This window comes from Marinomonas posidonica, from assembly GCF_043643765.1.
Classification (GTDB): domain Bacteria; phylum Pseudomonadota; class Gammaproteobacteria; order Pseudomonadales; family Marinomonadaceae; genus Marinomonas; species Marinomonas posidonica_A.
This window is the reverse complement of the sequence record NZ_JBHZSP010000006.1, coordinates 26,584-38,458: the sequence shown is the minus strand read 5'-3', so window position 1 is coordinate 38,458 and position 11,875 is coordinate 26,584. Positions and strand designations below refer to the sequence as shown.

General features: G+C 44.1%; 12 protein-coding genes and 4 tRNA genes. 2 read left to right on the top strand and 14 right to left on the bottom strand.

What is annotated here, in order from left to right:
* Window position 1: 1 nt before the first annotated feature.
* From ACHUFM_RS08155 to thrS, 11 genes are all read right to left on the bottom strand, one after another.
* Window positions 2-77 (bottom strand) — tRNA-Thr (locus ACHUFM_RS08155).
* A gap of 44 nt (window positions 78-121) precedes the next feature.
* Window positions 122-197, bottom strand: a tRNA-Thr gene (locus tag ACHUFM_RS08150).
* A gap of 59 nt (window positions 198-256) precedes the next feature.
* Window positions 257-332 (bottom strand) — tRNA-Thr (locus tag ACHUFM_RS08145).
* 14 nt (window positions 333-346) lie between these two features.
* A tRNA-Pro gene (locus tag ACHUFM_RS08140) sits at window positions 347-423 on the bottom strand.
* A 267-nt stretch (window positions 424-690) separates the two neighbouring features.
* Window positions 691-987, bottom strand: coding sequence for an integration host factor subunit alpha (locus tag ACHUFM_RS08135; protein WP_013795997.1), 297 nt, complete (start codon window positions 985-987; stop codon window positions 691-693).
* Window positions 988-991: 4 nt separating this feature from the next.
* Window positions 992-3,376 (bottom strand): phenylalanine--tRNA ligase subunit beta, encoded by a 2,385-nt coding sequence (gene pheT, locus ACHUFM_RS08130; protein WP_394181265.1) that lies wholly within the window; start codon window positions 3,374-3,376, stop codon window positions 992-994.
* Between the two features lie 22 nt (window positions 3,377-3,398).
* The gene (gene pheS, locus ACHUFM_RS08125; RefSeq protein ID WP_063331358.1) at window positions 3,399-4,394 is read right to left on the bottom strand and encodes a phenylalanine--tRNA ligase subunit alpha; all 996 of its coding nucleotides are present in this window, start codon (window positions 4,392-4,394) and stop codon (window positions 3,399-3,401) included.
* 126 nt (window positions 4,395-4,520) lie between these two features.
* A complete protein-coding gene (rplT, locus tag ACHUFM_RS08120) occupies window positions 4,521-4,877 on the bottom strand; it encodes a 50S ribosomal protein L20 (protein ID WP_063331359.1) in 357 nt (118 codons plus the stop codon).
* A gap of 43 nt (window positions 4,878-4,920) precedes the next feature.
* Window positions 4,921-5,115, bottom strand: a complete 195-nt coding sequence (rpmI, locus tag ACHUFM_RS08115; protein ID WP_013795993.1) for a 50S ribosomal protein L35 — start codon at window positions 5,113-5,115, stop codon at window positions 4,921-4,923.
* 93 nt (window positions 5,116-5,208) lie between these two features.
* Window positions 5,209-5,742 carry a translation initiation factor IF-3 gene (gene infC, locus ACHUFM_RS08110; RefSeq protein WP_394181262.1) on the bottom strand — a complete coding sequence of 178 codons (534 nt, stop codon included), beginning with the start codon at window positions 5,740-5,742 and terminating at the stop codon, window positions 5,209-5,211.
* Between the two features lie 8 nt (window positions 5,743-5,750).
* Window positions 5,751-7,688: a threonine--tRNA ligase gene (gene thrS / locus ACHUFM_RS08105; protein WP_394181260.1), complete on the bottom strand. Its 1,938-nt coding sequence runs from the start codon at window positions 7,686-7,688 to the stop codon at window positions 5,751-5,753.
* Between the two features lie 236 nt (window positions 7,689-7,924).
* Between thrS and ACHUFM_RS08100 the strand changes: the two genes are divergently transcribed.
* Together ACHUFM_RS08100 and ACHUFM_RS08095 are read left to right on the top strand one after the other, a co-directional pair.
* Complete coding sequence (locus ACHUFM_RS08100; protein ID WP_394181597.1) at window positions 7,925-8,551, top strand: O-methyltransferase; 627 nt, start codon at window positions 7,925-7,927, stop codon at window positions 8,549-8,551.
* A gap of 94 nt (window positions 8,552-8,645) precedes the next feature.
* Window positions 8,646-9,344 carry a GIY-YIG nuclease family protein gene (locus ACHUFM_RS08095; protein ID WP_394181258.1) on the top strand — a complete coding sequence of 233 codons (699 nt, stop codon included), beginning with the start codon at window positions 8,646-8,648 and terminating at the stop codon, window positions 9,342-9,344.
* Window positions 9,345-9,423: 79 nt separating this feature from the next.
* Here the strand turns inward: ACHUFM_RS08095 and ACHUFM_RS08090 are convergent, their stop codons facing one another.
* The 3 genes from ACHUFM_RS08090 to ACHUFM_RS08080 are packed head-to-tail and all read right to left on the bottom strand — an operon-like array spanning window position 9,424 to window position 11,860.
* Window positions 9,424-10,770: a class II 3-deoxy-7-phosphoheptulonate synthase gene (locus tag ACHUFM_RS08090; RefSeq protein ID WP_394181256.1), complete on the bottom strand. Its 1,347-nt coding sequence runs from the start codon at window positions 10,768-10,770 to the stop codon at window positions 9,424-9,426.
* Between the two features lie 37 nt (window positions 10,771-10,807).
* Window positions 10,808-11,419 carry a helix-turn-helix domain-containing protein gene (locus ACHUFM_RS08085; protein WP_063331366.1) on the bottom strand — a complete coding sequence of 204 codons (612 nt, stop codon included), beginning with the start codon at window positions 11,417-11,419 and terminating at the stop codon, window positions 10,808-10,810.
* A gap of 12 nt (window positions 11,420-11,431) precedes the next feature.
* Window positions 11,432-11,860 (bottom strand): protein tyrosine phosphatase family protein, encoded by a 429-nt coding sequence (locus tag ACHUFM_RS08080; RefSeq protein WP_394181253.1) that lies wholly within the window; start codon window positions 11,858-11,860, stop codon window positions 11,432-11,434.
* Between the last annotated feature and the right edge of the window lie 15 nt (window positions 11,861-11,875).

Here is an 11,875-nt window from a genome sequence, read left to right as displayed (position 1 = left end):
ATGGTGCCGCCACCAAGAGTCGAACTCGGGACCCTCTGATTACAAGTCAGATGCTCTACCAACTGAGCTATAGCGGCTAAACGCTAAATTAAATTGTGTATTACTACTCAATAAGTAGTAATGGTGCCGCCACCAAGAGTCGAACTCGGGACCCTCTGATTACAAGTCAGATGCTCTACCAACTGAGCTATAGCGGCTAAATAAAAGCAAAATCGTTTTTTGCATCTCACCAAGGCAAGAAACTTTGACCAAGAAATGGTGCCGCCACCAAGAGTCGAACTCGGGACCCTCTGATTACAAGTCAGATGCTCTACCAACTGAGCTATAGCGGCTAAAAACAAATTCTTGGTCGGGACGGCAGGATTTGAACCTGCGACCACTAGCACCCCATGCTAGTGCGCTACCAGGCTGCGCTACGCCCCGATGCAAACAACAACTCTGTCGTTGTCAGCGGGTGCGTATATTACTATAACGAATTGAAAAGGGAAGACTTTTATTGTTTTTTTTTCAATTTAGTCCGATCAATTCAAAAACCAAGAATAATCGATTAAGCATTGATCTAAATATCATTATTTCACTCAAAACCAGTCGATTTTATCCATTTTATCTGTCCGCAACCTCGCCATAATGTTTTCAAGCCTCATAACGACAAAAAGCCACCCTTAGGTGGCTTTTATCGTAAACAACAGATCACTCTTGCATGTAGTCTTCCACTTTAGACTTCAGCTTCTGCCCAGGCCTAAAGGTCACTACCGTACGAGCCGTGATCGGAATCTCTTCCCCTGTCTTCGGGTTTCGACCAGGTCGCTGACTTTTCTCACGAACTTCAAAGTTACCAAAGCCCGACAGTTTAACTTGTTCTCTTTCTACCAGTGAGCTTCGTACCACATCGAAAAAGCCTTCAACTAAATCTTTTGCATCTTTTTTACTAAGACCAATTGAATCAACTAAGTTTTCAGCTAAATCTGCCTTCGTCAACGATCCCATAAATCTACCCCCTTACAACGGCTCCCAATTGTTCGGACAGCGCTTTCACAGTCTGTTCGACAGAGTTGTTTACTTCATCATCACTAAGAGTGTGTGATGGATGCTGCCACGTCAAGCCCAAAGCCACACTTTTTTGCGATTCATCAATGCCTTGCCCTTGATAAACATCAAAAACCAAGACACCTTTGAAGGCATCACCAGCGGATTCCACAATCACTTTTTCCAGTTCACTAACCGGTACCGTGCGATCAACCAACAACGCTAAATCACGACGAACTTCTGGGAAGCGAGACACTGCCTTGTATTCTGGTAACCTTGCATTCAATACCGCCTCCAAAGCAATATCAAACACATATAACGTTTGGTTCGCCCCAAGAGATTTGGCTAACTGAGGATGCAACTCTCCCATCATGCCAACAAATTGAGTATCTAAATAGACATCTGCAGAACGCCCGGGGTGAAGAAACTCACACTCAGAACGCTGATACCTTGGTTGACCACCATTATTGACGGCAAACAAGGCTTCCACATGCGATTTTAGATCATAGAAATCGACTTTTTCATTATTGTGGTACCAAGCTTCTGGGTGACGACTTCCGGCAATCAGACCTGAAATTTGCAACTGTTGATCTAACTCATCTAGCGCTTCAACCGTACCGATAAAACGACGTCCAGTTTCAAATAAACGCACTCGAGACTGCTGACGGTTCTGGTTATACAAATACGCTTTCACTAAACCTGGAATCAAACTAGGACGCATGACGCCCATATCCGCAGAAATTGGATTTTCCAATGGCACAGGCTCAATCTCAGGCAAGAATTGCTTGCTTAAGTTTGGATCGATGAAGCTGTAAGTGACGGCTTCTTGATAACCATAAGACACCAACGCAGCACGCAATGATTGGATAGGCGTTTTCGACTCACTCAATGGCGTGAAGTTAACGGCCGCTGTCGGCATAGAAGAAGGCAGATTATCGTAACCATAGATACGAGCCACTTCTTCGATCAAATCCGCTTCAATGGCGATATCAAATCGATGAGAAGGCGCTTTTGTTACCCAAGCCTGATCCGTAACCTCAACCATCTCTAGACCAAGACGAGTTAAAATATCAGTTACCAGGTCTTTATCCAAAGACACTGCAAGATATTGATCCAACTTTTGACGACGTAAAGTGACTTGTGCCGCCACAGGCAAAGCGTCTTCATTTACTGCTTGCGTAATCGGCCCTACTTGACCACCGGCAATTTCTAGCACGAGCTGTGTCGCTCGCTCAATGGCTTTTTCTTGCAAAGAAGCATCAACACCACGCTCGAAACGATGCGAAGAATCCGTATGCAAACCATAAGAGCGGGCTTTACCAGCAAGGGCCAATGGTGTGAAGAAAGCACTTTCAAGGAAGATATCTTGTGTTTTCTCATTGACACCTGAACCTTCACCTCCCATGACGCCAGCAATAGCAAGTGGCGCTTGCTCATCAGCAATGACCATAGTGTCTTCACGCAAACTAATTTCTTGGCCATCGAGCAGTACGATTTTTTCGCCTGCATTGGCCATACGCACAACTACAGAACCGTTTAAATTCGCCAAATCGAACGCATGCATAGGTTGACCCAATTCCAACATCACATAATTGGTAATGTCGACAATCGGATCAATAGAGCGAATACCACTACGACGCAGTTTTTCTGTCATCCATAATGGCGTTTCAGCCGTCACGTTAACACCACGAATGACGCGACCAAGGTAACGAGGACAAGCTTCAGTCGCCTCAACTTTCACAGGAAAAGTATCCGGGACGCTCACTTCTGCCGCTTGAACCGCTACTGGTGTAAGATCAACCTTATTCAGCACACCCACTTCACGTGCCAAACCGGCCACGCTTAAACAGTCACTACGGTTAGGCGTCAGATCAACATCAATAATCTGATCATCTAGACCAAGAAAAACACGGAAATCTTCGCCAGTGTTAGCGCTCAGCGGCAATTCCATTATGCCATCATTGTCTTCACTCACCCCTAATTCAGAAGCGGAACACAACATGCCAAACGATTCAACCTGACGTAGTTTGGCTTTTTTAATTTTAAAATCTGCGCCTAATACCGCACCAATTTTGGCAAACGGAATTTTGATTCCTGGGCGTGCATTCGGTGCACCACAGACCACCTGAAACTCTTCAGAACCATCTGATACACGACAAACTTGCAATTTATCAGCATTAGGGTGTGGCTCAGCAGCCAAAATCTCACCCACAACCACACCGCTGAATGATTCCGCTGCAGGAATCACTTCATCCACTTCCAAGCCGGCCATGGTAATTTGAGCAACCAAATCATCGCTACTGATGTTTGGATTGACCCACTCTCTTAGCCAATTCTCACTAACTTTCATATAAACATCCTAGGTCGACTGATTACTTAAACTGTTTGAGGAAACGTAAGTCGTTCTCAAAGAACATGCGTAGGTCATCTACCTTGTAACGCAACATAGCAAAACGCTCAACACCCATACCAAAAGCAAAGCCTGTGTATTTTTCAGGATCAATACCAGACATTTCTAATACTTTAGGATGAACCATGCCGCAACCTAATACTTCCAACCAAGACTCTTCGCCCTTACTGTTAGTGCGCATAATGTCCACTTCAATGGAAGGCTCGGTAAATGGGAAATAGCTTGGGCGAAAACGCACTTTTAAATCGTCTTCGAAAAACACATTCAAAAACTCATGAAGAATACCTTTCAAATCCGCGAAAGAAATATTCTCATCAATCAACAAGCCTTCCACTTGGTGGAACATAGGCGTGTGAGTTTGGTCAGAATCGCAACGATAAACACGACCCGGACAAATGATTCGGATAGGTGGCTGAGAGGTTTCCATAGTTCGCACTTGAACAGGCGAGGTATGGGTTCTCAGTACGGTATTAGGATTAAAATAGAAGGTATCCTGCATCGCACGCGCAGGATGGTGTGCCGGGATATTTAAGGCTTCGAAGTTATGATAGTCATCTTCGATTTCAGGGCCAGCCGCCACATCAAAACCAATACCACGGAAGAAAGACTCAATACGCTCCATGGTACGAGTAACTGGGTGCAAGCCACCTACCTCTTCACCTTTACCAGATAATGAAATATCAATGGTTTCGGTGGCGAGCTTAGCATTCAAAGCGGCTTTCGCAAGGTCACTCTTACGCGCGTTTAATTTTTCTTGAACTTGGCCTTTTGCTTCATTTACCAATTGACCAAATTTAGGTCTATCTTCGGCTGACACATTACCAAGTTGCTTTAACAAAGCAGTCAATGCGCCCTTTTTCCCCAGATAATGTACACGCACATCATCTAACGCTGACTCACTTTCAGATGCCTCTACTGCGCTTAGCGCATCAGCAAGAATCTGCTTTAGGTTCTCCATTATACACTCCAAAAAATAAAATAGGGGAAGAGCGCTCGCTCTTCCCCTATCAAAGACTGCATTGGATAACTCGCTCTATTAAGATGCTCTCTTTCAAGATCGAATCACCCTAAGGCTACGTCAGAATTAAGCCAAGCTTGCTTTCGCTTTTTCAACGATCGCTGCAAAAACTTCTTTCTCGTACACAGCTAGATCAGCCAAAACTTTACGGTCGATTTCGATTGCTGCTTTCTTAAGGCCAGCAATGAAACGGCTGTAAGACAAACCATTTAGACGAGCCGCTGCGTTGATACGAGCAATCCACAATGCGCGGAATTGACGCTTACGCTGACGACGGTCACGGTATTGGTATTGACCAGCTTTGATGACAGCTTGTTTAGCTACACGAAATACACGGCTACGTGCACCGTAGTAACCTTTAGCTTGCTTTAAAATCTTCTTGTGACGGCGACGAGCCTGAACACCACGTTTTACGCGAGGCATAATATAAACCCTTTACTAATGAATTAATGACTAAAAATGAGACTTAAACGTATGGCAACATGCGTACGATTAACGCTTTGTCGCTTTGTGCAACTTGGTTCAAAGAACGAAGATGACGTTTACGCTTAGTCGATTTCTTAGTCAAAATGTGACTAGTATGAGACTGCTTATGTTTAAAACCATTCGCGGTACGTTTGAAGCGCTTAGCTGCGCCACTGTGTGACTTAATTTTGGACATGATAAAACCACTCTCGCATTCGTTAATGTTAGTGTAATTTCTTAATAATTTAGTCTTTAAGAGCCGAAGCCCTTAAAGCCAACTTATTTAAAATCACTTCTTCTTTTTGGGGCCTAGCACCATCGTCAATTGACGACCTTCCATTTTCGCGGCTTGCTCTACTGCACCATATTCTTCTAAGTCTGCTGCGACTCGATTCATAAGTTGCATGCCAAGCTCCTGATGGGCCATTTCACGACCACGATATCTTAGCGACACCTTGGCCTTATCCCCGCCTTCAAGGAAACGTATCAGGTTGCGGAGTTTTACCTGATAATCCCCTTCCTCCGTCCCTGGACGGAATTTCATTTCTTTAACTTGGATCTGCTTCGCATTTTTCTTTTGAGCAGCTTTCGCTTTCTTCTGCTCAAAAATATGCTTACCGTAATCCATAATTTTACAAACAACTGGATCTGAGTCAGCGATTTGCACTAGGTCAAGGCTCGCTTCTTGAGCTGCTTTAAGCGCCTCTTCAATCGATACAACACCAATTTGTTCACCATCAGCTGCGATTAAACGCACTTCAGTTGCTCGAATGTTCTCGTTGATTTGAGGACGCTGCTTGCTAGCGGCACGTCCACGATTCATATTACCTTTTATAGCTCTATCTCCACTTCTTGTTTACGGCTACGGCGAGCAACTTCTTTTTGAAGCAAATCTTCAAAATCAGAAATACTCATTACTCCAAGATCTTCACCTGTACGTGTTCGAACAGCGACTTGTTGATTTTCAACTTCTTTGTCACCGACAACGATCATGTAAGGTATTCGTTGAAGAGTATGCTCGCGAATTTTAAACCCGATCTTCTCGTTTCTCAAGTCAAGTTTTGCTCTAAAGCCATTTGAATTCAATCTTTTTTCTAAATCTGAGCAATAATCGGCTTGGCGATCGGTAATATTCATAATCACCACTTGCTCTGGCGCTAACCAAACAGGGAAAGCCCCTTCGTTTTCTTCAATCAAAATACCAATAAAACGCTCTAATGAACCAACAATGGCACGATGCAACATAACCGGAGTTTGACGAGAGCCATCTTCGGATACATATTGCGCACTCAAACGCGTCGGCATAGAGAAATCAACTTGAATAGTACCACATTGCCAGACTCGACCAATGGCATCCTTCAGAGAGAACTCAATCTTAGGTCCGTAGAAAGCACCCTCACCTGGCAACTCTTCCCATTCTAGCTTGGCAGCATTCAAGGCATCTGCCAAGGCTTTCTCAGACTTATCCCAAACTTCATCCGAACCCACACGTTGCTCTGGGCGAGTCGACAAACGATAAATAATATTATCGAAGCCAAAATCTGCATACACTTCGTGTAACAGCTTGATGAATTCAGAGACTTCTTGCTGAATCTGATCTTCAGTCACAAAAATGTGACCATCATCCTGTACAAAATTACGCACACGCATAATGCCGTGCAAAGCACCAGATGGCTCATTACGGTGACAAGAGCCGAATTCGGCCATACGGAAAGGCAAATCACGGTAACTTTTAAGCCCCTGATTATAAACCTGAATGTGACATGGGCAGTTCATCGGTTTAACCGCGTAATCACGATTCTCTGAGTGCGTTGTAAACATGTTTTCATGATACTTGCCCCAGTGACCAGACTTCTCCCACAACACTCGATCTACAATCTGTGGTGTTTTCACTTCTTGGTAACCGTTATCAAGTTGTTTTTGACGCATGTATTGCTCAACAACTTGATACAGACTCCAACCCTTTGGATGCCAGAACACCATACCAGGCGCTTCTTCTTGCACATGAAAAAGATCGAGTCGCTTACCTAACTTACGATGGTCGCGCTTTTCAGCCTCTTCAATTCGAGTCAAGTAAGCCTTAAGTTCTTTCTTGTCATTCCACGCTGTACCATAGATACGCTGCAACTGCTCATTATTAGAGTCACCTCGCCAATATGCACCAGCTAGCTTCATCAACTTAAAATGACGCAAGACACGTGTATTCGGGACGTGCGGTCCACGACACATATCCATGTACTCTTCATGATGATACAAGCCAACTTCTGTAACAGAATCATCCATATCATCGATCAAAGCCACTTTATAAGACTCACCACGATCAACAAATTGCTGACGAGCCTCGGCAATTGGCGTCATCTTTTTGACCACGTCGTAGTCAGTTTTGACCAATTCAGCCATACGTTTTTCTATAGCGGCTAGATCTTCCGGTGTAAATGGACGCTCATAGGCAATATCGTAATAGAAGCCTTCATCAATAACCGGACCAATGGCCATCTCAGCAGTAGGATAAAGCTGCTTAACAGCATGCCCAACCAAGTGAGCAAAAGAGTGACGAATGATTTCAACACCTTCGGCATCTTTACCGGTGACGATACTTAAGTTGGCATCTTCGGTGATGAGTTCGCAGGCGTCAACAAGTTGACCATTGATACGACCAGCAACAGTGGCTTTAGCAAGACCAGGACCAATGTCCTCAGCCACTTGCATCACTGTGACAGAATCAGAAAAAGAGCGTTGGCTGCCATCAGGCAAAGTAATTACAGGCATTTTATTCCCCTATCGGAGTCAGTGGTGCTCCATACCAAAGAGCACATGGAAATTTCAGGGCTTAACCTATCATTTTTCAGCTTCTCTTGCGACTTTAATTTAGCAATTAAGCAAAAGGTGCGAATTCTTTGAAGCAAACAAAAATCAAGTGTTTTTTCTCACTTTCTACCATAGACATTCTCAACACAGCGGGTAAAATTGCCATCCGTTTCACACACTTCACAAACCAAGGCGTTATGGATCTCAATATTCTTGACAATTACTGCATTGAAACCACTCAAGCAGAACCAGACCTATTATTAGAGCTAGTTGAAAAAACTTACTCTGATATGGGCTACCCAAATAAATTGTCAGGCAAGACCATTGGCCGTACATTGAAGTTATTAGCAAAAATAGCGCAACCGAAACGTGCTCTAGAAATAGGCATGTTTACAGGCTATTCAGCTTTATCCATTGCGGAAGGCATGCCTGAAGCAGGTACGCTGATTTGCTGTGAAACCAATCCAAGAGCCATTGAATTTGCTCAATCCTTTTTTGATCGTAGCGAGCACGGACATAAAATCGAAGCTATTTTTGGCCCCGCACTCGAGACAATCGAATCCTTAGACGGTGAATTTGACTTTGTCTTTATCGATGCCGACAAACGCAATTACCTCAACTACTATCAATCGGTAGTACCTTTGGTAAAATCAGGCGGATTAATCATCATTGATAATTCTCTTTGGCAAGGCCGAGTTTTAGACCCGCAAGAAAACAGCGACATCGCCGTGAATGACTTGAACCGTTTTATTGCTCAAGACAATCGCGTCGAAAATGTCCACCTAAATGTTCGAGACGGACTCAATATCGTCGTCAAACACTAACACTATATCCTTTAACAACCTCAATCACCCTTTTTAGTAAAAGGTGAGTGGAGGTTATTTGCTATTTAAAAAGACAAGCTAAGAGGCTGCAATTTTGGTTGTTTTTAAAATCACGAATAACATTTCTGGAAAACACTATATTGGTACATCGTTCAATAGTGGTTTTCAACGCTTTGAACAATATGTCGAAGCGACAAACGAAGGTCTAGACTTCCCACTCTACAACGACATTCGGGAACACGGCATGGAAGCCTTCACGGTTGAAGAGTTATTTGAAACAACAGATAAACAGGAACTTTACGAGCTAGAAACCGACTACATCACCATCTACAATGGTGAAAGCTTGCGCGGTTACAAGATCGCTCAAACCGCAGAAAAATCCCTTAATGTAAATCTTGGCAAAAAAGCCATGTTTGATGCAAATGGCGTATCAACAGCTGAGCCGGTTAAAAAACCACGCAAAACAGCCACCAAGAAAACGGTTGAATTGCCTGCAAAGGCGGCCGAGCCCAAACCGACAGCCCAGTCCTTTTTTGGCGAGCTTATTGGTGAAGACAGACTAGACAAACCTGCCGAACCCATTAAAGAAAGCAAAAAAGCACCCTCTCGCACACGCAGCAAAGCCAGCATTCAAAAAATGCTCAACGAAGCAGAGCGCGCCGCGAAAAAAGAGCGTGAAGAAAAGCTGAAGCAACAGCAACAAGCAGAAGCCGATGAAATGGCGCTGATCATGGCCAAAATTGATATCACCTCAAAATCCGCCTCTTCTGCTTTCAGAAGACGAAAAGGCTAATCAGTTTAAGGCCAGCACAAACAAAAAGACCAGCCCGATTGATTAGGCTGGTCTTTTTTATTTACTAAACACGAAAGTATTAAGCGCGCGCTTTCTTCAAGGTTTCTGAAATCATGAAAGCTAACTCTAGAGACTGATCTGCATTCAAACGTGGATCACAATGTGTATGATAACGATCAGCTAAATCCGCTTCTGTCACCTGGAACGCACCGCCGACACACTCTGTCACGTTTTGCCCTGTCATTTCAAAATGCACACCACCGGCGTAGGTGCCTTCTGCATTATGCACTTGGAAGAATTGCTGAACCTCTTTTAACACATCATCAACATGACGTGTTTTGTAGCCTGTAGACGCTTTCACAGTATTGCCATGCATTGGATCACAACTCCAAACCACCTTCTTACCTTCACGCTCTACAGCACGAATTAAGGCTGGCATACCATCTTCCACTTTGTCCGCACCCATACGCACAATCACATTCAAGCGACCGGCTTCGTTGTTCGGATTTAATGCATCACACAGACGTACCAAATCTTCCGGATCCATAGAAGGGCCTGCTTTCACACCAATTGGGTTTTGCACACCGCGCAAGAATTCCACATGAGCACCGTCTAGCTGACGAGTACGATCACCAATCCATAACATGTGAGCTGAGCAGTCGTACCATTCGCCGGTCATACTGTCTTGACGTGTTAATGCTTCTTCATACGGCAACAACAATGCCTCATGAGAGGTGTAGAATTCAGTTTCCGTGAGTTGCGCCAAGCCAGAACCAACGCCACACGCTTCCATAAACTGCAACGCATCATCAATTTTATCAGCCACACCTTGAAAACGACTGCCTGCTGGACTGGCATTCAAGAAGTCCAAGTTCCACTTATGAACCTGGTGCAAGTCAGCAAAACCGCCTTGAGCAAAAGCTCGTAACAAATTCATGGTTGACGAACTTTGGTTGTAAACCTGAATCAGACGCTCTGGATCTGGCACGCGTGCTGCTTCATTAAAATCAATACCATTAATGATGTCACCTCGGTAACTTGGCAATTCAACACCATCAATGGTTTCCGTTCCAGCCGATCTCGGTTTAGCAAACTGACCAGCCATTCGACCCACCTTAACCACTGGACATTTTCCAGCGTAAGTCAAAACCACTGCCATTTGCAGCATTACTTTAAACGTATCGCGAATATTATTAGCGTGGAATTCCGCAAAGCTCTCAGCACAATCTCCACCTTGCAATAGGAAAGACTGACGATTAGCGACTTTGGCCAATGCACTCTTCAACTGACGTGCCTCACCAGCAAAAACAAGCGGAGGCATTTTTCCCAAGGTACTTTCTACTTGAGCCAGATGCTCAGCACTTGGATAAACCGGCTGCTGAAGGGCCGTTTTATTTCTCCAACTTGTTAACTCCCACTCTTTCATAACGATTCACAACCTTATTTTATATTTACTTTTAATGTTATCGGGCAACGACCCACAATATTTCAGCATCCTTTGCTGACAAAGATGTAACAGCATGTCCCATAGTGGCATCATAATACACACTGTCCCCTTCTTTTAATTCAATTGGTTCATAGAGCTCAGAGAAAAAATTAATTTTACCTTGTAACACCAATAAGAACTCTTCCCCATCATGACGCACCCACTCTTTAAATTCAGAAAAAGCCCTGGCCCTAACTCGAGTTTTGAAAGGCACCATTTTCTTGCGACTAATCGAATAATTAAGGAGTTCATGCTCGTAAGTAGCCGTGGGATGAGGCTCCCCCTTTCCTTTACGAGTAATATCACGACGCCCGGCAATGGACTGATCACTCGCCTCCACAAACAACTGAGGCAAATCCATTTCTAACCCATTAATGAGCTTTTGCACTATGGTAAAACTAGGAGAAACTTGGTCGTTCTCAATTTTTGACAAAGTAGATCGAGCAATCCCCGTTCGCTTTCCCACTTCTTCGAGAGTCCAACCTTTTGCTAAGCGAATTTTTTTAACTCGCTTCCCCAATTCCAACGGTTCAACAAAACGATCTGGATCAGATGCAGTAGCTGTTTCTAATGACGGACGACTTACCATAAAAAATCAATACTAGCCTTTAACCAAGGGCGCCATAGATGGCGCGCAACGAGACAAATCAAACCCTTTAGCCGACACTTCTGTAACCAGATCAGCATAATCTCTACCCTTGCCATTCTCTAACAGTACCCACAACACAGAAGACCGAGTTCCGGTACGACAAAATGCCAGTGTCTTCTTTGAAGTTGGCAAGATATCACCTTGTAAATCAACATGAGACTGAGCCAATTTAGGCAATTCAATTGGGTTCCATGCATACTCAAACCCCATTGCTTCAGCGGCCTCTTTAAGCGCTTGAGCAGAAGGCTGATCTTCAGCCTCACCATCTGGGCGATTATTAATAATCAAATTAAAGCCTTGAGTCTTCAGCTCTGGTAAATCCGCCACTGTAATCTGTGGGGCAACGAAATAAGTACCATCTAATTGTACTGGCGCTATCATGACCAAACTCCTATT